The organism is Janthinobacterium sp. SUN206 (assembly GCF_030587305.1).
GTDB classification, from domain to species: domain Bacteria; phylum Pseudomonadota; class Gammaproteobacteria; order Burkholderiales; family Burkholderiaceae_D; genus Janthinobacterium; species Janthinobacterium kumbetense.
On the sequence record NZ_JAPWIB010000002.1, the window covers coordinates 14,977 to 39,573 of the forward strand.

General features: G+C 63.9%; 21 protein-coding genes. 9 read left to right on the forward strand and 12 right to left on the reverse strand.

All coding sequences use genetic code 11. The features are described from left to right. Nucleotides 1–25: 25 nt before the first annotated feature. The 3 genes from O3300_RS12900 (at nucleotide 26) to O3300_RS12910 (ending at nucleotide 3,433) form a co-directional block, all read left to right on the forward strand. Nucleotides 26–571: a TetR/AcrR family transcriptional regulator gene (locus O3300_RS12900; RefSeq protein ID WP_305053588.1), complete on the forward strand. Its 546-nt coding sequence runs from the start codon at nucleotides 26–28 to the stop codon at nucleotides 569–571. Between the two features lie 88 nt (nucleotides 572–659). Next, the gene (locus O3300_RS12905; protein ID WP_305053162.1) at nucleotides 660–1,700 is read left to right on the forward strand and encodes a ParB/Srx family N-terminal domain-containing protein; all 1,041 of its coding nucleotides are present in this window, start codon (nucleotides 660–662) and stop codon (nucleotides 1,698–1,700) included. 77 nt (nucleotides 1,701–1,777) lie between these two features. Next, nucleotides 1,778–3,433: a ParB-like protein gene (locus tag O3300_RS12910; protein ID WP_305053163.1), complete on the forward strand. Its 1,656-nt coding sequence runs from the start codon at nucleotides 1,778–1,780 to the stop codon at nucleotides 3,431–3,433. Between the two features lie 67 nt (nucleotides 3,434–3,500). Here O3300_RS12910 and O3300_RS12915 read toward each other — a convergent pair whose 3' ends face one another. The 5 genes from O3300_RS12915 to O3300_RS12935 form a co-directional block, all read right to left on the reverse strand. Further along, nucleotides 3,501–4,610, reverse strand: coding sequence for an ABC transporter ATP-binding protein (locus tag O3300_RS12915; protein ID WP_099380230.1), 1,110 nt, complete (start codon nucleotides 4,608–4,610; stop codon nucleotides 3,501–3,503). 9 nt (nucleotides 4,611–4,619) lie between these two features. Further along, nucleotides 4,620–5,489, reverse strand: coding sequence for a carbohydrate ABC transporter permease (locus O3300_RS12920; protein ID WP_034777933.1), 870 nt, complete (start codon nucleotides 5,487–5,489; stop codon nucleotides 4,620–4,622). Beyond that, nucleotides 5,486–6,370, reverse strand: a complete 885-nt coding sequence (locus tag O3300_RS12925; protein WP_010397323.1) for a carbohydrate ABC transporter permease — start codon at nucleotides 6,368–6,370, stop codon at nucleotides 5,486–5,488. Before O3300_RS12925 ends, O3300_RS12920 begins: the two co-directional genes overlap by 4 nt. 115 nt (nucleotides 6,371–6,485) lie before the next feature. Further along, the gene (locus O3300_RS12930) at nucleotides 6,486–7,739 is read right to left on the reverse strand and encodes an ABC transporter substrate-binding protein (protein WP_099664439.1); all 1,254 of its coding nucleotides are present in this window, start codon (nucleotides 7,737–7,739) and stop codon (nucleotides 6,486–6,488) included. A 357-nt stretch (nucleotides 7,740–8,096) separates the two neighbouring features. Continuing rightward, on the reverse strand, nucleotides 8,097–9,410 hold the full coding sequence (locus O3300_RS12935; protein ID WP_099664440.1) for a carbohydrate porin: 1,314 nt from the start codon (nucleotides 9,408–9,410) through the stop codon (nucleotides 8,097–8,099). A 346-nt stretch (nucleotides 9,411–9,756) separates the two neighbouring features. Here O3300_RS12935 and O3300_RS12940 point away from each other — a divergent pair, with 346 nt between their 5' ends. Both O3300_RS12940 and O3300_RS12945 read left to right on the forward strand, forming a co-directional pair. After that, complete coding sequence (locus tag O3300_RS12940; RefSeq protein ID WP_099380657.1) at nucleotides 9,757–11,670, forward strand: glucokinase; 1,914 nt, start codon at nucleotides 9,757–9,759, stop codon at nucleotides 11,668–11,670. Then, nucleotides 11,654–12,748 (forward strand): LacI family DNA-binding transcriptional regulator, encoded by a 1,095-nt coding sequence (locus O3300_RS12945; RefSeq protein ID WP_305053164.1) that lies wholly within the window; start codon nucleotides 11,654–11,656, stop codon nucleotides 12,746–12,748. The genes O3300_RS12940 and O3300_RS12945 overlap by 17 nt, the downstream gene beginning before the upstream one ends. Before the next feature lie 28 nt (nucleotides 12,749–12,776). Here O3300_RS12945 and O3300_RS12950 read toward each other — a convergent pair whose 3' ends face one another. From O3300_RS12950 to O3300_RS12965, 4 genes are all read right to left on the reverse strand, one after another. Beyond that, complete coding sequence (locus tag O3300_RS12950) at nucleotides 12,777–13,700, reverse strand: carbohydrate kinase (RefSeq protein WP_305053165.1); 924 nt, start codon at nucleotides 13,698–13,700, stop codon at nucleotides 12,777–12,779. Further along, nucleotides 13,697–14,911, reverse strand: coding sequence for an AGE family epimerase/isomerase (locus tag O3300_RS12955; RefSeq protein ID WP_305053166.1), 1,215 nt, complete (start codon nucleotides 14,909–14,911; stop codon nucleotides 13,697–13,699). Before O3300_RS12955 ends, O3300_RS12950 begins: the two co-directional genes overlap by 4 nt. 68 nt (nucleotides 14,912–14,979) lie before the next feature. Next, a complete protein-coding gene (locus tag O3300_RS12960; RefSeq protein WP_305053167.1) occupies nucleotides 14,980–15,966 on the reverse strand; it encodes a tetratricopeptide repeat protein in 987 nt (328 codons plus the stop codon). Continuing rightward, the gene (locus O3300_RS12965; protein ID WP_305053168.1) at nucleotides 15,963–16,805 is read right to left on the reverse strand and encodes a tetratricopeptide repeat protein; all 843 of its coding nucleotides are present in this window, start codon (nucleotides 16,803–16,805) and stop codon (nucleotides 15,963–15,965) included. Before O3300_RS12965 ends, O3300_RS12960 begins: the two co-directional genes overlap by 4 nt. A 134-nt stretch (nucleotides 16,806–16,939) precedes the next feature. Here O3300_RS12965 and O3300_RS12970 point away from each other — a divergent pair, with 134 nt between their 5' ends. Then, the gene (locus O3300_RS12970; RefSeq protein ID WP_180278561.1) at nucleotides 16,940–17,329 is read left to right on the forward strand and encodes a DUF1090 family protein; all 390 of its coding nucleotides are present in this window, start codon (nucleotides 16,940–16,942) and stop codon (nucleotides 17,327–17,329) included. On the opposite strand, the gene mmsB is transcribed toward O3300_RS12970, so the two are convergent. Genes mmsB through O3300_RS12985 form a run of 3 tightly spaced genes read right to left on the reverse strand, consistent with a single transcriptional unit; the run spans nucleotide 17,326 to nucleotide 21,000 of the window. Next, nucleotides 17,326–18,231, reverse strand: coding sequence for a 3-hydroxyisobutyrate dehydrogenase (gene mmsB, locus O3300_RS12975; RefSeq protein ID WP_305053169.1), 906 nt, complete (start codon nucleotides 18,229–18,231; stop codon nucleotides 17,326–17,328). The genes O3300_RS12970 and mmsB overlap by 4 nt on opposite strands. 10 nt (nucleotides 18,232–18,241) lie before the next feature. Continuing rightward, a complete protein-coding gene (locus tag O3300_RS12980) occupies nucleotides 18,242–19,756 on the reverse strand; it encodes a CoA-acylating methylmalonate-semialdehyde dehydrogenase (protein ID WP_305053170.1) in 1,515 nt (504 codons plus the stop codon). A 26-nt stretch (nucleotides 19,757–19,782) separates the two neighbouring features. Then, nucleotides 19,783–21,000, reverse strand: coding sequence for an ABC transporter substrate-binding protein (locus O3300_RS12985; protein WP_305053171.1), 1,218 nt, complete (start codon nucleotides 20,998–21,000; stop codon nucleotides 19,783–19,785). Nucleotides 21,001–21,121: 121 nt separating this feature from the next. On the opposite strand from O3300_RS12985, the gene O3300_RS12990 reads away from it, so the two are divergent. The 3 genes from O3300_RS12990 (at nucleotide 21,122) to O3300_RS13000 (ending at nucleotide 24,592) form a co-directional block, all read left to right on the forward strand. Next, nucleotides 21,122–22,039 (forward strand): LysR family transcriptional regulator, encoded by a 918-nt coding sequence (locus tag O3300_RS12990; protein ID WP_251351263.1) that lies wholly within the window; start codon nucleotides 21,122–21,124, stop codon nucleotides 22,037–22,039. Between the two features lie 43 nt (nucleotides 22,040–22,082). After that, nucleotides 22,083–22,613: an isochorismatase family protein gene (locus tag O3300_RS12995; protein WP_289898915.1), complete on the forward strand. Its 531-nt coding sequence runs from the start codon at nucleotides 22,083–22,085 to the stop codon at nucleotides 22,611–22,613. 107 nt (nucleotides 22,614–22,720) lie between these two features. After that, complete coding sequence (locus O3300_RS13000) at nucleotides 22,721–24,592, forward strand: hypothetical protein (protein ID WP_305053172.1); 1,872 nt, start codon at nucleotides 22,721–22,723, stop codon at nucleotides 24,590–24,592. Nucleotides 24,593–24,597 lie beyond the last annotated feature (5 nt).

The window sequence follows — 24,597 nt, forward strand, 5'->3', positions numbered from 1 at the left end:
TGCCGAAGTGCGCCTCGATGAATTGATGGCCGCCGCCGAGCGCCTGTTTCTCGACAAGGGTGTGGAAGCGACCACCGTCAGCGACATCACCACCCTGGCCGGCGTGGCGAAAGGCACGTTCTATCACTATTTTCCGTCCAAGCACGAGATGCTGGCGGCGCTGGCCGGACGCTATACGCAGCACTTCCTGGCCAGCCTGGAAACGGCCGTCGACCTGTGCATGCCCGGCGACTGGGAAGGCCGGCTGCGCGCGTGGGTGCAGGCGAATGTGGCCACTTACCTGCACACCTGGCAATTGCACGACATCGTCTACACGAGCCACCGGCGCAGCATCGGCATCGATTCCGCGGACAATCCCGACAAGAATGCCATCCTGGCCCAGTTGGGCGCCATCCTGGCGGGCGGCGCGGCGGCCGGCACCTGGCCTTTGCCGCAGCCACGCCTGGCGGCCCTGATGATTTACTCGGCCGTGCATGGCGTGACGGACGACGCCATCGCCGCACAGTTACAGGACAGCAGCGCCTTCGCCGCCGACGTGGCCGACGCCTGCCTGCGCATGCTGGGCCGCTGACGGCGCGCAGCGATGTGAACCACTCCTGCGCGGCATCAAGCCACGGCGCCTGGCGTCATCCATACTGTATCGATTGGAGACACAGGCAATGAACCGGATTCTTTTCCGCATCCCCGCCCTGCTGCTGGCCCTGGCCTGCCTTGCAGCCTTCCTGCCGCCGGCACTGGCCCGCGATGCCGCCGTCGCGCCCGCCCTCAGCGCGCGCCAGCAGGCGCTGATGGCGACCGTCACGGGCAGCGCCGCCCATCCGCGCATCCTGCAGGTGCGCCTCGATGAACTGCATCCGACCCAGCCGGCCATCGGCTACGACCAGGTGTACTACAAGCTGGGACGCTATGCGGCCGAAGAAAAACATATCGCCGACATCGCCAAGCCAAAGAAATTCGCCGACCTGTGCGAAGCCAATGGCCAGGGCGACGTCTTGCCCGGCACGGCCAATGTCGCCGGCGCCACCCTGGCTACGCCACCGCCCGGCTACCGCTGCAAGGCGGCCGTGGGCAGCCGTCCCGACGACATGAAGACTGTCGTCATCGGCCCGCGCGGCACCTTGTACCTGACCGATGGCCACCACACGTTTTCAACTTTCTGGGATGCCGATGGCGGGCGCAACCACCAACTCAAGGTGTGGGTCAAGGTCAGCGATAATTTCAGCGCGCTGGGCGAAACGGCCTTCTGGGCCCGCATGCACGCGGAAAACAAGGTATGGCTGAAAAACGGCCGGAACCAGGCCATCACGCCGCAGCAGTTGCCGTCCGCCATCGGCCTCGCATCCCTGGGCGACGATCCCTACCGCTCGCTCGTCTACTTTACGCGCGGGATCGGCTACCAGCCGCCCGACCAGGCCACGGAATTTCTCGAATTCTACTGGGCCGACTGGCTGCGCCGCAAACCGGCGCTGGACCTGGCGCGTGTCGACCTGCTTGATCCCGCCGTGTATGCCAGCACCATCCTGCTGGCGGCGCAGGCGATGGTGGCGCTGCAACCGGCGGAGCCCGTCAGCGGCGGCAAGCGCGCGGCGGACCTTGGCGCGCTGCGCGAAGTCGACCATGCAGCGTTCGACGAACTGACCGAAGACAAGGGCAAGCTGGGCTACGCCATCGACTACCGCAAGTCGCTGCTGCGTCGGTAACATCCAGGCGTGTCATCATCCTGACATCTGCGCCCGCTAGCATGTCGGCACTTTTCAGGCCGACATCACGGGACACCATGTACAAGCACAGCATCCGCCGCAGCACCTTATCGATTGCCATCGCCCTCGCACTGGGCGCCAGCCTGGCCGCCTGTGGCGGCACAGACTATCGCGACACCACGGCGCCCGTCGCCCCGGTGGACCCCGTCACCCCGGCACGCACCCTGAACGTGGTAGCGGCCACCGGCAAGGCCGTGGCGAATGCTTCCGTCTCCGTGCTCGACGCCGGCAAGAATGTCGTCGGCAGCGGCACCACGGACGCGACAGGCAAAGTGGCCATCACCCTGGCTGCCGCGGCGAAGGCGCCCTTCCTCGTCTCCGTCACGCCGGCAGGCGGCACCACCCTGTACGCGCTGTCGCTGAAGGAAAGCGCCGTCAACCTGACGCCGCTCACCTCCGTCATCGCCATGCAGCTGCTGGGCAGCATCCCCTCGAGCGCGTCTCCCGCCAGCCTGGCCGCCATCGATGCGGCCAGGCTGCAAACGGCGCAGACGCAGCTGGGCACGGCCCTGGCGGCGCCCCTGCAAACCCTGGGCATGGCGGCCAACTACGACTTCGTCAATGGCGCCCTGACGCCGAACAGCAAGGACCCGGCCGACGTCCTGCTCGACAACCTGCAGGTGAAACAGAGCGGCACGGATATCGACATCGTCAATGCCAGCGGCAGCATCGTCGCGCAGATCATCGATGGCGGCGCGCCTATGGCCACCGGCAAGAGCGTGCTGGAAACGCCGCCCGTGCTCGGCGCGCGCCAGCAAGTGCTGGCCGCCACGGCCCCCGGCACCGATGCGGCGCCCGTCTTCCTGCAAGTGTCGCTCGACGAACTGCATCCCACGCAGCCAGCCGTCGGCTACGACCAGATCTATTACAAGCTGGGCCGCTACGGCGCGGAAGACCTGGTCATGGCCAAGACCAACAAGCCGAAGAAATTCGCCGAACTGTGCGAAGCCAACGGCCAGGACGACGTGGTGAGCAAGACGGCCAACGTGGCCGGCGCCACCCTGAGCAATCCACCGGCCACGTTCCAGTGCAAGTCCGCCGTGGGCACCAAGCCGGGCGACATGAAGACGGTCGTCATCGGTCCGAACGGCACCCTGTACCTGACGGACGGCCACCACACGTTCAGCGCCTTCCGGGATGCCGACAATGGCCAGAACCTGCAGTTGAAAGTCTGGGTCAAGGTGACGGACAATTTCAGCAAGCTCAGTGAATACGATTTCTGGGCGCAGATGAAGAAGGTCAACAAGGTCTGGCTGAAGGATGGCGGCAACAAGGCCATCGCCACCAGCCAGCTGCCCGCGTCCATCGGTTTGAAGTCGCTGGGCAACGACCCGTACCGCTCGCTCGTCTACTTCACCCGCGACGCCGGCTACGTGGTGCCGTCGACGGCCACGGAATTCCTCGAATTCTACTGGGCCGACTGGCTGCGCACGCAACCCGGCATCGACCTGGCCAAGACGGACACGCGCGACGTTGCCAGCTACATGGCCACCATCAAGAGCGCATCGACGGCGATGGCGGGCCTGAAGGCGAACGATATCGTCAGCCGCGGCGTGACGGCGCAAACCCTGGGCTGGACAGGCGTCTTCAGTCAGACGGCGCTGGATGACCTGGTCACGCCGACGGGCAAGCTGAGCTATGCCGTCGCGTATAAAAAATCGCTGGCCAAGTAAGCGCGGCGCAAACGACAACGGCCCGCCTGTCAGCTGACAGGCGGGCCGTTTTCATGGGCAACGTCGCTTACGCGATGCGTTCACCATTTTCCGGATCGAACAGGGCCGCTTTCGACAGGTTGAACGACAGCTGCATCGTCTGTCCTGGCAGCACGGCTTCGCGCGGATGCGTGCGGCAAGTCACGGCGGCGCCGTTCAGGCGCGTCGTCAGCAGGGTATCCGGGCCGGTCGGCTCGACCAGGTCAATCAGGCAACCCAGTTCCTGGCCCACGTCGCCGTGCGCGCTGCTCATGTCCGTGATCTGCTCCGGGCGCACGCCCAGGATCACGTCGCGGCCCGCATAGCTGCGCAGCTTGTCGGTGGCGAACGGCAGGGCCAGGCGCATGCTCTTGCCTGCGTTCTCGATGGCGACAAACACCTCATTGCCTTCGATGACAGGCTTGACGGTGATGAAGTTCATCGATGGCGAGCCGATGAAGCCGGCCACGAACAGATTCGCCGGATTGTCGTAGATTTCCTGCGGCGTGCCCAGTTGCTGCACCACTCCATCCTTCATGACGGCGATCAAATCGCCCATGGTCATCGCCTCGATCTGGTCATGCGTGACGTAGACGATGGTGGCCTTCAGGCGCTGGTGCAGCAGCTTGATCTCGGCGCGCATTTCCACGCGCAGCTTGGCGTCCAGGTTCGACAGCGGTTCATCGAACAGGAACAGCGACGGCTTGCGCGAAATGGCGCGGCCCATGGCGACCCGCTGACGCTGGCCGCCCGACAGCTGCGCAGGGCGGCGGTCCAGCAAATGCGTGATCTGCAGGGTTTCGGCGACGCGGGCGACGATTTCCTCCTGCTCCGCCTTCGGCACTTTTTTCACGTTCAAGCCGAACGCGATGTTTTCGCGCACCGTCATCGACGGGTACAGCGCGTAGGACTGGAACACCATGGCGATGTCGCGGTCCTTCGGCGGCAGGTCGTTGACCACCTTGCCGTCGATGAGGATTTCGCCGGAAGTGACGCTTTCCAGGCCGGCCACCATATTGAGCAAGGTCGACTTGCCGGAGCCGGAGCCGCCGACGAGGATCAGGAACTGGCCATCCTTGATCTCGATGTCGATGCCCTTGAGGACTTCGACGCCATTCGTGTACACCTTGCGGATGCTGCGTATCGATAAACTGGACATATTCTTTCCTTAACCTTTGACTGCGCCTGCGGTCAGACCGCGCACAAAATAACGGCCTGCGACCAGATAGACCAGCAGGGTCGGCAGCGCGGCAATCACCGCGGCCGCCATGTTGACGTTGTATTCCTTCACGCCCGTGGACGTGTTGACCAGGTTGTTCAAGCCCACCGTGATCGGTTGCGAATCGCCGCTGGCGAAGACGATACCGAACAGGAAGTCGTTCCAGATCTGCGTGAATTGCCAGATGATGCAGACGACGAAAATCGGACCCGAAATCGGCAGCACGATCTTGCGGAAGATCAAGAAGAAGCCGGCGCCGTCGATGCGGGCCGCCTTGATCAATTCTTCCGGCACGCCGATATAGTAGTTACGGAAGAACAGGGTCGTGAACGCCGTGCCATACACCACGTGGACGAAGACCAGGCCGGTAGTGGTGTTGGCCAGGCCGAATTCGCCCAGCAGGCGCGCCATCGGCAGGATCACCACCTGGAACGGAATGAAGCAGCCCACCAGCAAGGCGGCAAACAGGATTTCCGAACCGCGGAAGCGCCAGTGCGCGAACACGTAGCCGTTGAAGGCGCCCAGGAAGGTCGAGATCAGCACGGCGGGAATCACCATCTTGATCGAGTTCCAGAAGAACGGCTGCATGCCGTCGCAGGTGACGCCCGTGCAGGCCGAGGACCAGGCCTTGGACCAGGAGTCGAACTGCCACACGTGCGGCAGTGCCAGCAGGTTGCCGCTGCGGATCTCGTCGAGCGACTTGAACGACGTCGACAGGGTCACGTACAGGGGCACGATGTAGTACACCGCAAACAGGATCAGCAGCAGATATACAACCACCCGTCCGAGGGTGAGGCGATTATTGCGTGTAGGTGTCATCTCATCGCCTTTGCGCTGCGCGTTTCCAGGTACATCAGCGGCACGAGCACGGCCACGATGGTGGCCAGCATCATCATTGCCGATGCCGAGCCCAGGCCCAGCTGGCCGCGGGTGAAGGAAAACTGGTACATGAAGATGGCCGGCACGGACGACGAATTGCCAGGTCCGCCAGCCGTCAGTGCGATGACCAGATCGAAGCTCTTGATGGCGATATGCGCGAGGATCAGCAGCACGCTGAAGAACACGGGACGCATGGCGGGAATCACGATGCGCCAGTAGATCGTCGGCAGGGATGCGCCATCGACTTGCGCCGCCTTGATGATTTCATCATCGATGCCGCGCAGGCCGGCCAGGAACAGGGCCATGACGAAGCCCGACGATTGCCACACGCCGGCGATCACCACCGTGTAGATGGCCATGTCGGAATTGACCAGCCAGTCGAAGGTAAACGAGGTCCAGCCCCAGTCGTGCATGACCTTTTCCAGGCCCAGGCTGGGATTGAGCATCCATTTCCACGCCGTGCCGGTGACGATGAAGGACAGCGCCATCGGATACAGGTAGATGGCGCGCAGCGCACCTTCGGCGCGGATTTTCTGGTCCAGCAGGATGGCCAGGAACAGGCCGATGGCGATGCTGCAACCGATGAACAGGACACCGAAGATGCCGAGGTTCTTGAGCGAGGTCCACCAGCGCTCGTTGTCGAACAGCTCGACGTATTGCACCAGGCCGGCGAACTCGTAGTTCGGCATCAGCCGCGATTCGGTCAGCGACAGCCAACCGGTCAAAAAGATAAAACCATAGACGAATACCAAGCTGGCGATGAGCGTGGGGCCCAGCACCATCTGCGGTATCCATCGGTCGAATTGCTTGCGTATGGACATAGGACAGCCGTAGAAGTAGAACTGCGTGTGGCGCCGGCCTGGACGAATGCCAGGGCGGACGCCTGCGATGCATGCGATGCAGAGGGTGCCGGCGGGAGTGCCGGCGCCGTCGTGATTACTTCACTTTTGCCGCTTTGGCCAATGCAGCAACCGCGTCTTTCGAGCTCATGTTGGTGTTCATGAACTTGGCGATGACGTCGGTCACGGCGCCTTGCGTGGCCGAAGCCAGCGCCATGCCGTGGGCGAACGATGGCACCAGGCCGCCGTTCTTGTTGGTGGCGTCCATGTCTTCCATCGATTTCAGGGCGCAAGCGTCAAACTTGTCCTTGGAAACGCCGGAACGCACGGGGATGGAACCCTTGTTCAGGTTGAAGATCGACTGGAACTTCGGATTCATGATGGCGTTGGCCAGGGCGATCTGCCCTTTCTTCGCATTCGCATCCTTTTGCGTGAACATGGCAAACGAATCGATGTTGAAGGTGTAGGCCTTGTCCGTGCCAGGAGCGGCCACGCACAGGTAGTCCTTGCCCGGCACCTTGCCGGCTGCCGTGAACTCGCCCTTGGCCCAGTCGCCCATGAACTGGAAGCCGGCCTTGTTGTTGATGACCATGGCGGTGGCCAGGTTCCAGTCGCGGCCTGCCGCATCCTTGTCGATGTAGGTCTTCACCTTGCCCAGGGTGTCGAACACCTTGAGCATGGTCGGGCCGGTCAATTCCTTCTGGTCCAGCTTGAGGATGGCCTTCTTGTAGAATTCCGTGCCGCCCACGCCCAGCGCGACGGATTCAAACACGGTGGCGTCCTGCCATGGCTGGCCGCCGTGGGCGATTGCGATGCCGCCCGATTTCTTGATTTTCTCGGCCGCGTCGAAGAATGCATCCCAGGTGGTCGGGGTGGTGGCCACGCCGGCTTTTTTCAGCACTTCCGGGTTGACCCACATCCAGTTGACGCGGTGGACGTTGACGGGAGCGGCAACGTAGTGGCCCTTGTATTTCATGATGTCGGCGACGACTTTCGGCAGCACGGCATCCCATTTGCCTGGAATGGCGGCATCATCGATATTGGCCAGCACGCCTTCCGCGCCCCACTCCTGGATCGACGGGCCCTTGATCTGCGCGGCCGTTGGCGGGTTGCCGGAAATGACACGGGTTTTCAGCGCGGTCGCGGCGTTTTCGCCAGCGCCACCGGCCACGGCGAAGTCTTTCCAGCCGAAGCCGCTTTCCTTCACGATTTGCTGCAACTGGCCCACGGATTTCGCTTCGCCGCCGGAGGTCCAGTAGTGCAACACTTCCACGTCGGTCGCAAAGGCGCTGCCGGCAAATGCCAAGGTGGTCAACGCGGCCAGTTGGGTAATCTTGAATTTCAGTTTCATCTCCACATTCCTTTTTTGATCAAGCTTTTAGGGGGCTTCGGCATACGGGGGCCGAAAAAGGTGAAATCTGCGCCTGTACCGGCGCTCTTGTGCTCAGACCCGCTTGCAAACGGGCATCATCTTCAGTGAAAAGACGGCGCCGTGATCCATGAAACGACTACATTGCATTTATATCACGGGACGGCGCCAAAAACGCATCCGCGAAGGATGCGCCAGGTTGATCTGCATTACAAACATAAACACTGAACAAAACCGTCGCGAGCGGCAGTGATTTGTGGCTAAGAAGCGCAACCGTGCTAGAGCACGGTGAGCATCGCAGGCCGCAAAGCGCGCCGCGCAGCAGGTTTGGTTCGGTGTTTAGAACCAAGTTTCTACCTGGAAACCATACGAGGTGCCGCTGGTATTGTTGTTGTAGATCGGGCCACCGTTGTTCGACGCATTGACCGAGGCGGTGGCCGCATCGTTCCATTTGCCGTAGGTCACGAAAGCGCGCAGTTCAGGACGCGACCACAGGCCAGGACCGGCCGAGATCGTCGGCGCGATGGTCAGCTTGGTCAGGCGCTTGGCCGGCAGGCCGCCCGCTTGCGTCACGCGGTCCGTGCCCAGTTCGCCCACCAGCTTGAAGTTGTCGGTGAACGCGTACACAGGGCGCACGCCAACCGAGGTCCAGGTCGACGAACCGTTGGCGTTCGACTCGTCTTTTTGCCACAGGGCGACGAATTCCATGCCGAAGTTGGCCATCGGCTGGATCGCCATGTCATTGAAGATACGCGTGCGCTTGACGTCCGAACCGAAACTGGTGTCGCCCGAAGCGCCGAACTGCGCGCCCTTGCCCGTGCCGGGACCGACGCCGTACTGCACGCCGAAGGTGTTGCCGCCGCCAAACACTTTACCTTGACGGTGGAAGGCCGACAGCTGCCAGCCATTGTGTTTCTTGCCGTACAAGTCGTTGTCCTTGCCTTCACCGATGATGTAGGTCGCGGCCAGGTCCAGCGTGCCGTTTTCATTGACGGGAATCTCGCCGTAGATGAAGTTCTGGCGTACGGCCGAACGGGTGCCGAGCAAGGCGCCCGGCTTGCCGCTGATCGTACCTAGGCTGTCATCGAACTTGTTGAAATCGTTGTCCTTGAAGAAGGCATACGAGAATTTACCCGGGCCAGCAGGAATGCGGTCCAGGCCGGCGCCCGTGCCGTTCATATTGATGTATTGCAAGTCCAACATGTGGATGTCAGGACGGTAGTAGAAGCGTTTACCGATCCAGGCCGTGCCGCCGTTCAGGAAATCGAGTCCCTGCGCTTCGACGTAGGCCTTGACGATGCCCAGCTTGTTGTCGCCGAAATCCGAGTTTGGCGCATAAGCATTGACCCAGATGGTGGCCAGGTAGTTCACGCCGCCGGACTTGGCGATGGACTTGGTGTAGCCGAATTCCGTGTAGGCGTCGCACTCATTGCCCAGACGGTATTTCATGGTATTGCCACCCAGGCCGAAGCAGCCTTGCGAACCGCCGTCGCCCGACGTATTGCTGCCGGCGCCGGCGCGCAGGTAGCCGTGGAAGCCTTCGGAGTCGGATGGGTACATCGGGTCGGCGGCAGCGGAACCGCTGGCGATGGCTAAGACGATGGCAGCTGGCAGCGTTTTCAACACGGCCTTCAACATGGTGCGATGCAGCATGGTAAGTCTCCTCAGTAATTTATTTTTTATCTAGTCATTCGTGGCCGAATGTACTGGCCAGAATTCTTTCCAGCAGGGACATAGTAACTATACTACGAACAAATATCAACATATTATGTTGTAATCCTACGACTACTCTGCGACACTTTATTTGCGTACCGACAGGCGCGTTGACTGCCCTGTTTTTTCTGCCGGCGCCGCCCGTTTCCGGCACTGCGGACAAGCATTTATGCAGGCGTCCCGCATTTTTCGGCACGCGACACGTATACGAATTAAAATCCTTGGTTTTTGCCATAACGACAGTGCGCCGCCAAGACAGCGCACGCAGACGAGACTAGGCACCGCCATGAAAATAGATGAAAAAATGGAAGTAGCAGGCAGCGATCCGGCGGAGCGTTTCAGTGAGGGGCCACGCTTGCTGGCCGACATCGGCGGCACCAACGCCCGCTTCGTGCTCGAAACGCGCCAGGGCCACCTGGAAGCGGTCGCCGTGCTGCCCTGCGACGACTACGCTTCGCTGCTCGACGCCATCACCGCCTATATGGATAGCAGCGAGGCGCGCGCCGCCGGCTCGGCGCGCGTGCGCCATGCGGCCATCGCCATCGCAAATCCCATCGACGACGACAATATCCGCATGATGAACCATCACTGGTTCTTCTCGATCGAGGCCATGCGCGCTACGCTGGGCCTCGACACCCTGCTGGTGGTGAATGACTTCACGGCGCTGGCCATGGCCCTGCCCTATCTGCGGCCCGACCAGCGCCTGCAGATCGGCGGCGGCATGGCGCGTGCCGACAGCGTCATCGGCCTGCTCGGTTCGGGCACGGGCCTGGGCGTGTCGGGCATGATCCCCGCCGAAGACCGCTGGATCGCGCTGGGCAGCGAAGGGGGCCACGTCAGCTTCGCGCCCTGCGACCAGCGCGAGATGGACGTGCTGTCCTTCGCCTGGCGCGAACTGTCGCACGTCTCGGCCGAACGCCTCGCTTCCGGGCGCGGCCTGGAACTGATCTACCGCGCCCTGTCCGAGCGCGCCGGCAAGCCCGATGCGCTGCCGCTGCTGGCCGCCGAAATCACCAGCCGCGCCCTGAACAATGAATGCGACGTGTGCCTCGAAGCGGTGGACTGCTTCTGCGCCATCCTCGGCTCCATCGCCGGCAATGTGGCCATGACCCTGGGCGCGCTGGGCGGCATCTATATAGGCGGGGGCATCGTGCCGCGCCTGGGGCCCCTGTTTGAACAGTCGCAGTTCCGCGCCCGCTTCGAGCAAAAGGGCCGCCTGAACGAATACCTCGCGCAGATTCCCACCTTTCTGATCACGGCCGAACTGCCGACTTTCCTCGGCATCGCCGCCATCCTCGCGCAAAAGCTCAAGCGCGCCCACTCCGGCGCGCCCGTGCTCGAATCCGTGCGCCAGGCGCGCGGCAGGATGAGCCCCTCGGAGTGCAAGGTGGCCGACTGGGTCTTGAAGGAGCCGAACGCCATGCTGACCCTGCCGATTGCCGAAATCGCCCAGCGCGTCGGCGTGAGCCAGCCGACCGTGATGCGCTTTTGCCGCTCGATCGGCGTACAGGGCCTGGCCGACTTCAAATTGAAGCTGGCGTCCGGCCTGACGGGCGGCGCCATCACGGTGGCCCACTGCCACGTGGAGATCTCGGATTCCGACGCCGAACTGGCGCGCAAGGTGCTGGGCAATAACGCCTCGGCCGCGCTGGCCCTGCGCGACATGCTCGACGTCAAAGCGCTGACGGCCGCCATCGAACTGCTGCGCGGCGCGCAGCGCGTGGAATTGCTGGCAGTGGGCAGCGCCCGCGTGGTGGCCGACGACATGCAGCACAAATTGCTCAACCTGGGCATCGTCAGCAGCTTCTTTGCCGACCCGCAGGCGCAGGAAATGAGCGCCGCCATGCTGAAACCAGGCGACGTGGCGCTGGTCATTTCCCGTTCCGGCGCCCTGCCCGACCTGCTGCGCACCGTCAAGGTGGCGCAGGGCTGCGGCGCGCGCGTGCTGGCGATCACGGCCAGCGGCTCTCCGCTGGCCAAGCTGGCCGACGTGCTGCTGACCTTGAACCACCCGGAAGGCAACCTCAATTTCGTGCCCATGATCGTGCGCCTGCTGCAGCTGATGATGCTCGATATCCTGTCCGTGGGATTGGCGCGGCGCGACACGGCGCAGCGCACCAGCGCCGCCGAACTGGAAGAGGGGCAATTGCATGGCATGCGCATCAGCGGCAAGCTGAAATTCGGTGGCCACCTCGAATAAGGCGGCGCACGCCGCCCCCACCTCCTCCGACGCCGCCAGCGGCGCCACCGTGCACGACGTGGCGCGCGTGGCCGGCGTGTCGGCCATGACGGTGTCGCGCGTGATCAACGGGCGCGCCAGCGTCAGCGCGGCCACGCGCGACAAGGTCGAGGCGGCGATCGCCAGCCTGCACTACCAGCCCAACCTTGCGGCCAGGGCGGCGCGCACGGGCACCCTGCGCATCGGCCTGTTGTACAGCAATCCGAGTGCGGCCTTCCTCAGCGAATTTTTAGTTGGCGCCATGGATCAATGCCGCCAGGGCGGCGGCCAGTTGCTGCTGGAACGCTGCGAAGACCTGGACAGCCAGCGCGCCGGCATCGATTGCCTGGTGGCGGCCGGCGTGGACGGCATCCTCGTGCCGCCGCCCCTCTGCGATTCGCCGGAAGTGCTGGCGCAATTGAACCGGATGGGCATCCCGGCCATCGCCGTGGCCACGGCGCGCCCCTCGCCCGGCGTTTCGGCCGTACGCATCGACGATTACGAGGGCGCGCTGGCCATGACGCGCCATTTGCTCGCGCTGGGCCACCGCGACATCGGCTTCATCGAGGGCGATCCGGCGCACACGCCCGCCCTGCTGCGCCGCCAGGCTTTCGAGGACGCCATGCGGGAAGCGGGTTTGCGGGTAGCGCCGCACAGGGTGGCGCAAGGTTACTTTACGTATCGTTCGGGTCTCGACGCGGCGCGCCAGCTGCTGGCGCAAGCGCCGCATCCCAGCGCCATCTTCGCCAGCAACGACGACATGGCCGCCGCCACCCTGGCCGTGGCGCACGGCATGGGCTTGCAGGTACCGACGGAATTGAGCGTGTGCGGCTTCGACGACACGCCCGTCGCCACCACGGTCTGGCCCGAGCTGAGCACCATCCACCAGCCCATCGCCGACATGGCGCGCGCCGCCGTCAATCTCGTCATCGACGAAATCCGCCAACGCCGCGCCGGAGAAACGGCGCCCGCCACGCATCATTTGATGGCGTTCACCTTGATGGCGCGGGCGTCGACGGGGGAATGTGCTCCGGTCGGGCACATTCCGGGCGCGAAGTGACTGCCCCCACCAACCCGTCGAGCGCCACTTAGCGCACCACAGTGCGCTGCACCAGCGACTCCACCAGTTCCACCGAAGGGGGCGCGCCACCGGCCGCCAGGCAGGCGCCCGCGCCCGCCGCGACGGCAAAGCGCAAATGCTGGCCGCCATCGGCCTCGGGCCGGTACATCAGGCTGTACAGCAAGCCACCGATGCTGGCGTCGCCCGCCCCCACCGAATCGACCACCTCGATGACGGGCGGCGCCGCCTGCCATGTCTGCTCGCCCCGATACAGCGCCGCGCCTTGCGCGCCGCGCGTATACAAATACGTAGCTTGCAGATTCCAGCTGCGCAGCATGGCAAACGCGCCATCGATGTCGTCATGGCGGAACAGGCCCGCCAGGTCTTCGTCCGACACTTTGATCACGTCGGCCAGCTGCGTCATGCGGCGCAAGGTGGCGTCGTAGCGTTCATCCATCATGATGCGGAAATTCGGGTCGTAGCTGATCTTCACGCCAGCCGCCTTCAGTTCCTGCGCCAGCGCCACCAACTTGCCCGCCAGCGGTTCGCGCGCCAGGCTGATGCCGCCGAAATGCACCCATTGCGCCCCCTGCATCCAGCCGGCCGGCAAGAGCGACGCGTCGAAATGCAGGTCGGCGCTGTCGTCGCCGATGAAGTAATACGTAGGCGGATGCAGTTCATGCACGATGGCCAGCAACGGCGACTTCGCATGGCGCTGCAGGAAGCGCATGTCCAGGCCCGCCACGTCGGTCGCCTGCGCCAGAGCGTCGCCGAAGACGTCCAGGCTGACGCCGCCCGCAAAGGCGCTGGGCACGCCCAGGCGCGCCATCACGCGCGCCACGTTCCAGGTCGAACCGCCCACCTGGCTGTTCCAGGAGTCCGCGCCCGTGCGCAGCATGTCCGTCAGCGCTTCTCCGGCCGACACAAAGCGTGGGAAATTGGCGGCGCTCATGCGGCACCGCCGATCACGTTCAGCACTTCATAGCAGGCGCCCATGGTGTGGTAATCGGTCTTGCCGGCCGGGCTTTTCTCGTTGCTGATTTTTTGATTTTCAGGCGTCAGGATGCGGTACCAGGCGCCGTGTTCATGGTCGACGAAGTGCGTCCAGCTGTAGTCCCAGATCTTGTCGTAGCTATGCCAGTAAGCCTCGTCGCCCGTGCGCACGGCCAGCACGGCGGCCGCCGCGAAGCTTTCCGCCTGCACCCAGAAGTATTTGTCGCCGTCGCAGATCTCGTCCTGCGGGCCGAAACCGTAGTGGATGCCGCCATGTTCGCCATCCCAGGCCTTGGCCAGCGCCGTGTCGTACAGGGCGCGCGCACGCGGCAGCAGCCAGTCCGATGGGCCGGCCATGAACCGGCTGTGGCGCTCCATGATCAGCAGCAGCTTGGCCCATTCCGTGAAATGGCCGGGCTGGTAGCCCCACGGACGGAAGATATTGCTCTTGTCGTGCAGGTTGTAGTCCCAGTCGATAGACCAGTCGGGCTTGTAGTGCTCCCAGATCATGCCGTTCGCCAGGCCCGCCTGACGCACCGTGATGTTGTGCGCCAGGGTTTCGGCGCGGTGCAGATATCTCGCTTCGCCCGTCGCCTCGAACGCTGCCAGCATGGCTTCGCAGGCGTGCATATTGGCGTTCTGGCCCCGGTAGCCGTCCAGGATGGACCAGTCGGCGCTGGCCACGTCTGCATACAGGCCGTGTTCGGGCAGCCAGAAGCGCTGTTCCATCAATTCGAAGGTCTCGTCCAGATACGCGCGCGCTTCCGTCACGCCCGCCTGCAAGGCGTGCGCATAGGCCAGCAGCACGAAAGCCAGGCCGTAGCAGTGATTGGCGCCGTCTTCCACCGTCTTGACACCGTCTTTCCACGACAGTTGCCAGGCATAGCCGCCCGTGGCCGGGTCGCGATGCACGTCGCGCAGGAAGGCCACACCGTGGCGCAGGGCAGCCTGGTAATCGTCGCCGCCGAAGTGGCGGTACGCCATGGCGTAATTGAAGATGAAGCGCGTGCTGCTGACCAGATGGCGCGTGCTGGCGTCATACACCGTGCCGTCATCGAGGAAGAAGTGATAGAAGCCGCCGCTCGGGTCAAACGCGCGCGGGTGATAAAAGTGCATCGTGTGCTGGATATGCTTTTCGAGCATGTCCCTGGAGCGGAAATCGGGATTCATGGGTCTCTCATGATATTGTTATCGATAACAATGATGATAGCATGCCGTCCCCGCGCCGTCATGCCCGCTCAGGGAGTCTTGGCCAGCCTGAGTTTTTCGCGCCACAGGGCCGCTTGCGCGGGGTCGGCCGCCTGTTCCAGCTCGCCCCTATCGTACACCTTGACCAGCCGTTCGATGGCTTCCAGGTCGCCCTGCTTCGCCGCCAGCAGGTACAGCGCGAAGGGCTTGGGCGCCGGCCCTTGCCGGGTCGGGCCGCCCCGGCCCTGCTCCAGCAGCCGCGCGAAACCCGTCTGGCCGGGCGGACTTTTGGCGATGGCGGCCATTTCATACCAGCCCAGGGCCGCCTCGTCGCTCTGCGGCGCGCCCTGCCCCACTTCATACGAGTACGCCACATTGTTCAAACCGGAGGGATCGAGCGCCTTGGCCGCCCGCATGTACCAGGTGAATGCCTGCTTGCGCTGCGCCTCGTCCTGCGCCGTCATCATCAGGCGGTAGCCGATTTCATTGTAGGCGGGGATGAAGCCGTTTTCCGCATAGAACTTCAGCCAGTGCAGCGCGTGCGCCTGTTCTTCCGGGCTGCTGCGGATATTTTCATAGTGCATGGCCAGCGTGAAGTTGGCCAGCTCCACGCCTTGCGCGGCGCCCTTGCGCGACCAGTATTCGCCCAGCTTGCGGTCGATGGCCATGCCCTGCCCCAGCGTGTAGGCCACACCCAGGAAAGCCTGCGCCGGGCCATAGCCGCCTGCGGCCGATTTCCGCATCCACGCCAGGCCGGCGTCGACGTCGCGCGGCGTGCCTTCGCCGCCGTGCAGCATCTGCGCCAGCTCCAGCTGGGCAGCCGCATTCCCCCCTTCCGCGGCCAGGCGCGCCTTCCCGAAGGCGGCGACCTTGTCCGGCGACAGGTCGGCAGGACGGTCGACCACGGCCCGCACCCTTGCGCGCATGTCATCGAGGCCGGACATATCGAATTCGACCAGCGCCGGATGCTGGCGCGGTGCGTTGGTGGACGCTGGCTGCGCCAGGGCCAAGCTCAATACCAACAGGATGGTCTTCATTTGTTTTCCTTCTCTGCCAGCTTACCGCGCCATTCGGCCGCGTCTTCGGCATTCGCCTGTTCTCCCAGTTCGCCTTTGACATATACCTCGATCATGCGCCGCATGGCGGGCACGTCGCCGCTCCATCCGGCCCGCTCGTACCAGACCAGGGCCCACTTGTCCGACTGCGCCACGCCCAAGCCCAGTTCATGTGCGCGGGCCAGGTTGCGCATGCCGGCCGGCTCCTTTTCACGCGCCGATCTGTAATACCAGTGGAAAGCCTCGCCGCGATCTTGTTCATCGACGGCTGCGCGCATCAGGTGCTCGCCCAGCGCATTGTAGGCGGGCACAAAGTGCTGCTCGTTCGCCGCCGCCTTCAGCCAGGTGATGGCCAGCGCCTGCTCTTCGGCACTGCTGTCGCCATCGATGTATTCCATCGCCAGGATGGTTTGCGCCTCTGCATCGCCCTGCGCCACGCCCCGGCGCAGCCAGTATTCGCCCTGCACGCGGTCGATGGGCACCTTGCCGCCCAAGGTGTAGGCCACCCCCATGGCCGCCTGCGCCGGCGCATAGCCGCCTTCGGCCGACTTGCGTATCCAGGCCATCGACTGTGCCGTATCCTGCGGCGTGCCGACGCCCAGCTGCAGCATGCGCGCCAGGTCCAGCTGCGCCTCCACGTCGCCCGTTTCCGCCACGCGCCGTGCCTGCTCAAATTCGGCGATGCTTTCCGGGCTATGACTAGCCGCATCCGCCCTGACCTTGATGGCGAGCAGCTGCAGGTCGAGCAAGGTGGGCGGGGTCTGGGCCAGGAGCGGCAACGGCAGCAGGAAAGGAATCAGCAAGAGGAGTTTCTTGGGCATGCGAAGGTGTCGGGAAGAAGAAAACACGCATGGTAGCCGATGCCATGCCAGACAGGCGCGCACTGCACAAGAAGTTTGACAGGGCAAGCCGGCAGGCTTACATTGCACGAGCCCACCACTTACACAGGAATGCCATGAACCGCCTCGCCACAACCGCCTTGACCCTGCTGCTGGCCGCAGCCTCCGTGGGCGCCAGCGCCGCCGACACCCAGCTGGCCGGCTGCGCCGCCAAGCGCGAAAGCATCCGCAGCGAATTGCACCAGGCGCAGGAACAGGGCCTGTCCGACAAGGTCGCGGGCCTGACGCGCGCGCTCGACGAAGTCAACGCCCACTGCCGCGACAGTACCCTGATCGAGCGCCACAACAAGAAAATCGTCAAGGCGCAAGCCAAGGTGAACCAGACGGAGCGTTCGCTGCGCCTGGCCCAGGAAGCGAACAAGGAGCCGAAGAAGATCGCCAAGCTGGAAGGCAAGCTGGAAAAGGCCAGGGCCGAGTTGGCGGCCCTGCAGGCGCAACAGCCTTAAGCCTTCTCGCCCAGCAGTTGATAAATGCTGGAAAAATCCAGCGCGCCCGCCCCTGCCTTGCTGTGCAAACTATATAGGTTGCGCGACAAGGCGCCCAGCGGCACGCTCGCTCCGCTAGCCAGCGCGCTTTCCACGGCCAGCCCCAGGTCTTTCAGCATCAAATCGACGCCAAAGCCCCCCGTGTAGCCGCGCGACGCGGGCACGTTTTCGGCCACGCCCGGGCACGGGTTGTAGACCTCCAGGGTCCAGTTGCGGCCCGAGCTTTTCGCCATCACGTCCGACACCACCTTCGGGTCCAGCCCATTGGCCACGCCCAGGCGTATCGCTTCGCTGGTGCCGATCATGAGTATCCCCAGCAGCATGTTGTTACATATCTTGACCGTCTGGCCGCAACCCGAGCCGCCCGCGTGAAAAATCGCCTTGCCCATGACGTCCAGGTAGGGCCGCGCCGCCGCCAGCGCGGCTTCTTCACCGCCCACCATGAAGGTCAGCGTGCCGTTGGCGGCGCCCGCCGTGCCGCCCGACACGGGCGCGTCCAGCATCGGCATGCCCTTGTCCTGCGCCGCGCGGCCCACCTGGCGCGCCGCTTCGGTGGAAATCGTCGAACAGTCGATCAGCAGGGTGCCGGGCCGCGCCTGCGCCAGGATGCCAGAGTCCCCCAAAGGGTTACCCAAATAAGCACCCAGTACGTGGCGGCTGGCCGGCAGCATCGTGATGACGATGTCGGCCTGGCCTATCGCCGCCGCCTGGTCATCGGAGACCAGGCCGCCGCCGTCGGCGAATTGCCGCACGCTGGCCGGCAGCAAGTCGAAACCCGTCACCGCATGGCCGGCCCGCACGAGGTTCTGCGCCATGGGCAAACCCATGTTGCCCAGGCCGATGAAAACGATATTGGTGCCCATGGCCTTCCCCTTATTTCATCGAGATGGTGGTATTGACGCCGCTGCCGCCATCGTCCGGGGCGAACCAGCGCGCCGTGACGGTCTTGGTCTGCGTCCAGAAGTACAGGGCCTGTTTGCCGTTCGGGCCCAGGTCTCCCAGCTTCGACGCGCGCGACCCCGTAAAACTGAAATACGCGACGGGTACGGGAATGGCCACGTTGATGCCCACCTGCCCCACGTCGATCTCGTTCTGGAATTTGCGCCCCGCCCAGCCGGACGAGGTGAAGATCGAGGTGCCGTTGCCGTTCGGGTTGGCGTTGATGAAGGCGATGGCCTGGTCCAGGGTGTCCGTCTCCACCACGCACATGGCGGGGCCGAAGATTTCCTGCGTGTAGACGGAATTCGACGCTGCCACCTTCGAGAAAATCGTCGGTCCCATGAAATTGCCGCCTTCGTAGCCGGCCACCTTGTGGCCGCGGCCGTCGAGCAGCAATTGCGCGCCTTCGTCCACGCCCGCCTGGATCAGCTTTTCCGCGCGCTGCATGGCTGCTTTCGACACCATCGGCCCCAGGTCGGCATCGCGGTCGCTGCCCGGCCCCACTTTCAGGGCCTGCGAGCGGGCGACGATTTCCGGCAGCCAGGAACGGGCCTCGCCCACCAGCACGACGACAGAATTGGCCATGCAGCGCTGGCCGGCCGCGCCGAAGGCGGCGCCGATCAGGTTATTGATCGCCTGTTCCTTGTTGGCGTCGGCCAGCACCACGCAATGGTTTTTCGCGCCCATCATCGATTGCGCGCGCTTGCCCGATTCGCTGGCGCGGCGGTACACATGCGTGCCCACGTGGGTGGAACCGATGAAGGAGACGGCCTTGATGTCGGGATGGTCGCACAGCATGTTGACGACGTCGGCGCCGCCATGCACGACGTTCAGCACACCGGCCGGCAAGCCCGCCTGGTACATCAGTTCGACCAGGTACATGGTCGAGGACGGGTCCTGTTCCGACGGTTTCAAGACAAACGTATTGCCGCAGGCGATGGCAATCGGGAACATGAAGCACGGCAGCATGACGGGGAAGTTGAAGGCCGTGATGCCGGCGCCCACGCCCAGCGGCTGGTAGATATTGTAGACATCGACACCGGTGGCCGCGTTTTCCGCGATTTCGCCCAGCTGCAGGGTGGCGATCGAACACGCGTGCTCCACCACTTCCAGGCCGCGCATGACCTCCCCTTCCGCGTCAGGCAAGGTCTTGCCGTGTTCGCGCGTGATCAGTTCGGCCAGGGCGCCGATGTTTTCGCGGATCAGGTGCTGGTACTTGAGCATGATGCGCATGCGCGCCGCCAGCGGGGTATTGCGCCAGGTTTTAAAGGCTTCCTTGGCCGTGGCGACGGCCAGATTGACTTCGTCGGGCGTGGAAAACGGCACCTTGGCGACGATTTCCTGCGTCGCCGGGTTGACGACGTCGCGCCATTCGCTGCTGGTCGAGGCGTGGTGCTTGCCGCCGATGTGCAGGGGGACAGTCGGGACTTGGGTGAGGGCTTGGTTCATGTGAGGCTCCGTAAGGTATTCGATGGTTATTTCTTGACCAGGTTGCACGCCGCCGCATCCATCGGCTTGAAGGCCTGGTCGGCGGGGATGGTCGACAGCACCTTCAGGTAATCCCACGCGCCTTTGGATTCGGCCGGGGTTTTGACCTGCACCAGATACATGTCGTGGATCACGCGGCCGTCGGGGCGGATGGAAGCGTTGTTCATGACGGCATCCTTGATGGGCAGCTCGCGCATCTTCTGGGCGACGACCTTCGAGTCGTCGCTCTTGGCGGCCGCCACCGATTTCAGGTAGTGGTAGACGCTGGAATACACGCCCGCCTGCACCATGGTCGGCTTGGCGCCCTTGTTGAGCGCTTCAAAGCGTTTCGCAAACGCGCGGCTGCGGTCATCGTAATCCCAGTAAAAGCCGTCCGCGTAGACGAGACCCTGGGCCGTTTCCAGCCCCAGCGCGTGCACGTCCGAGAGAAAAACCAGCAAGGCGGCCAGGCGCTGGTCCTTGCCGCTGCCGATGCGGAATTCGCGCGCCTGCTTGATGGCCGATACCGTGTCGGCGCCGCCGTTGGCCAGGCCGATCACCTGCGCTTTTGACCCTTGCGCCTGCACCAGGAAGGACGAAAAGTCGGACGCGTTCAGCGGATGGCGCACGGCGCCCAGCACCGTGCCGCCGTTGCGCTTGACGACCTCGCTGGCATCCTTTTCCAGCGAATGGCCGAACGCGTAATCGACGGTGACGAAGTACCACGATTTCTGCCCCAGTTTTGTCAGCGCCGCCGCCGTGCCGGCCGCCTGCGAATAGGTGTCGAACATCCAGTGAAAGCCGTTCGGCGAGCAATCTTCGTTCGTCAGACGCCCCGTGGCAGGGCCACTGAACATGGCGATGCCGCCCTTTTCTTTCATGAGCTTTTGCACGGACAGGGCCACCGAGGAATTGGTCAGATCGGCGATGGCGTCGACCTTGTCGCGGTCTATCCATTCGCGCGCCTTGGAGGCGGCGATGTCGGCCTTGTTCAAGTGGTCGGCCGAGAGGATCTCGATCTTCATGCCCTTGCATTCGGCCTTCAGGCAATCCTCGACGGCCATCTGGCTGGCGACGACGGAGCCGCGCCCGCCCATGGCCGAATACGGCCCGGACATGTCGGTCAGGATGCCCACCTTGACGACGCCATCGGAAATTTGCGCGTGCGCGCCGGTGAACGACAGGGAAAGCGCCAGCGCGCCCATGGCCAGAACGGTTTTTTTCATGCGTGTCTCCAGGTGGATGGGTTTTCTTATATGTATAGATGCATTCTGCATGTGTAAAAATATGCGCTCAAGTGAAATTAATGCATAATTCCTTTGCAAAAATGCACAGAGAGGGTTTGCCATGCTCGATTGGGACAATGTACGGGTCTTCCTGGAACTGACGCGCAGCGCCGGCCTCGTCGATGCGGCGAAAAAGCTGGGCATCGACCATTCCACCGTATCGCGGCGCATGCGCAAGTTCGAGGAACAGGTGGGCACGCAGCTGTTCGACCGCAACTACGTGGGCTACCAGCTGACGCCCGAGGGCCACCGCCTGATGGAATACGCGGAAACCATGGAAAGCACGGTGTTTGCCGCCACCGAGGAGCTGGGCGAACACAACCGCCTGCTGTCGGGCCAGGTGCGCCTGGGCGCTACCGAGGGCTTCGGCGCCATCGTGCTGGCGCCCCACCTGGCGCAGTTTTGCGGCAGGTACCCGCACATCAGCGTGGACCTGATCGCCGTGCCCCGTTTCGTCAGCCTGTCCAAGCGCGAAGCGGACGTCGCCATCTCCATCGAGCGCCCCCTGTCCGGCCCGTATGTCGTGACCAAGCTGTCCGACTACCGCCTGAAACTGTACGCCACGCCAGGCTACCTGGCGCGCCACGCGCCGATCGCCAGCGTGGCGCAGCTGGCGCAGCACCCCATCATCGGCTACGTGGACGACCTGGTTTTCAGCGCGGAGCTGCGCTACATGGATAACGTGGCGCCCGATTCCCTGCGCGCGTTTCGCAGCACCAGCGTCATCGCCCAGTACCACGCGGCGCGCGCGGGCCAGGCGCTGGCGATCCTGCCCTGCTTCGTGGCGCAGCAATCGAACGAACTGGTGCCCGTGCTCGACGGCGAGATCGACCTGCTGCGCGCCTTCTGGATGATCTCGCCGAGCGAGCGGCGCAATATCGCCCGGGTCAGCGCCCTGTGGAACTACCTGCGCACCGCCATCGACCTCAATCACGCCTACCTGATGGGCGAAACGGCCACGCCCAGTTGGCCAAGCTGACTGCGCGCTACACTGTCGCCACAAATGAATAAGGGAGAACGCCATGCTGATGGATGCAAACCAGGCCGTTTTGGTCATTGTCGACCTGCAAGGCCGCTTGATGCCGGCCATCCACGACGCAGGCCTGGTGCTGGCGCAAAACTTGCGCCTGGCCAAGATCGCCCGCCTGCTCGACGTGCCCGTGCTGGGCACGGAGCAAAATCGCCAGGGGCTGGGACCGAACGTGGAAGAGATCGCCGCCCTGTGCGAACAGACCTTGCACAAGACGCATTTCGGCGCCTGTTCTGATGGCTTGCAGGACATGCTACCCGCCGGGCGCAGACAGATCGTCGTCACCGGTTGCGAAGCGCATGTGTGCATGCTGCAGACGGCCATCGGCCTGCTGGAACGCGGCTATGACGTGAGCATCGCCATCGACGCCGTCGGTTCGCGCCAGGCCGCCAGCCGCGACGCGGCACTGGCCCGCCTGGACAAGCTGGGCGCCCACCTGGTGACTGTCGAGATGCTGGCCTTCGAATGGTTGCGCGACTGCAAGCATCCGCGTTTCCGCGAAGTGCTGGCGCTGATTAAATAATACGCGAGGTTTAAGCCAGATCAAGCCCTTCGGCGGCCCATTTGCTAGCTTGGTAACAGCGCCGCCATTGCGAGCGGCGCGCCGTCCATCTCAGCAAGGGAACCATCATGGCCTATATCCTGCGAGGCAAGCTGTGCGGCTTGATCTGCGCCGAGTGTCCTGAAGCCTTATCCCACGTCATCGTGCGCCTGTACCGGCCGCGCGCGTCGCAAAACGTCACGGCCCTGGCCGTGGCCAGCGCCAAGGAAACCTTCGCCATCCTCACCGATGAAGAAGTGCAGGCCAAAGCCCCCTTCCTGCTGGCCGAAACGCGCACGGATGACGATGGCAACTACAGTTTTACCCTGGCAGGCGATTACCAGGGCGAGGCCGTTGAAGTCGACATCCTGTGCCCTACCGTGCCGCATCTGAAACCGGGGCCGAAAGACCCCGTGCCGCTGCAGTTTTCCATCACCACGCTCCAGCCGCGCTGGCGCCAGGCCGACAATGATTTCCTCGCCGTCTGGGACTATTGCCTGCCGCAACGCTTCTGGTGCCTGGTGCGCGCCCGCTTCGGCGCCTGGACCATCTGCGGCCGGCTGCGCACCTGCGATGCGCCGCATGCGCCGATCTCCGGCGCCACCGTGCGGGCGTTCGACGCGGACTGGCTGCAGGACGACGCGCTGGGCCAGGCGATCACCGATGCCGGCGGACGCTTCCGCATCGATTACCTGACGTCCGACTTCACCTTGACGCCCTTCTCGCCCTTCATCAACGTGGAGTTCGCCAGCGGGCCCGATGTGTATTTCACGGCGCAACTGGGCAGCGTCACCATCCTGTCGGAAACGCAGGCCAACGGGCGCCAGCCGGGCCGGGAAAACGTGGGGCACTGTTTCTGCGTGGAATTGTGCTCGAAAGAAGTCTTGCCGCCCGACGTGGAAGGCGTGCCCCATTGGCAACAGGTGGAAATCTTCGACATCCACCCGTTTCCCTCGCTGGCGGGCTTTTCCCCGCAAGGCTATGCGGGCGGCGCGGGCGCCTCGTATGTCTTCGCCGGCGGCGTCACCCTGAAGGGTAATTGCCCGCTGCGCAACAGCGCCATCCCCGCCAACCCGCTCGAATACCGCTTCCTGATCGGCGAATGGTCCTGGCCCGGCGGCACGGACGATCCCACGGCGCTGCCCACGGTGGCGCCGGCCAGCCTGGCGCCGTTGACGCAAGTGCTGGGCACGCATGTCGGTTATGTGTTTTATACGAATGGACTGGGCCTCGCCGATTCGGCGCCCGTCATCATCGACGCGGGCGATCTGCAAGCGGGCGGCTGGATACGGGTGGACGGCAAGCCCGTCACGGTGGACATGCGCGATGGCACGACGGCCGTCGTCAACGTGGCGCCCAACATCTTCCTGCGCACGTTTGATTTACTGACGGTGAATACGCCGGCCATCACCAGCCTGCATCCGGCCAAGTTGCCGGGCGGCTTGCCCATCCTCGACGCGGGCCGCAGCCTGACGGCGGCCGAGAGCGAACCGATACGCCGCTACCGCCTGGGCTTCGAGGTGCGCGACGGCATCAGCCTGGCGCAGGTGGCCACGGACGGACTCGACTCCATCGTCTTCGACAATTCGCCCGTCATCGTGGCGCTGGACCTGGAAGAGCTGCGCAGCAATGCCTGCAACCCCATCGCGGGCGGCCTCGTGCATATCCTGTACACGATCGACCATCCGCATTTGCGCTTTTTCAATATCACGATTTCCAACAACAACGGCATCCAGCATCCGCCGCCACCGCTGCCGGCCGCCAGCTTTACCCCACCGCCGCCACCGAGCAACTATCTGTTCCGCGGCGGCGCGGGCGGACCGCATTTATCGGGCAACAATGGCGGCTTCCCCGTCAACGTGGCGCTCGATCCGCCGTGCGCCTACCGCGTGGCGATTTCGTGGCAGACGCGGCATTACCTGGCGTCCAGCCACAGCATCGACAGGCTGTACTGCAAGTAGGCATG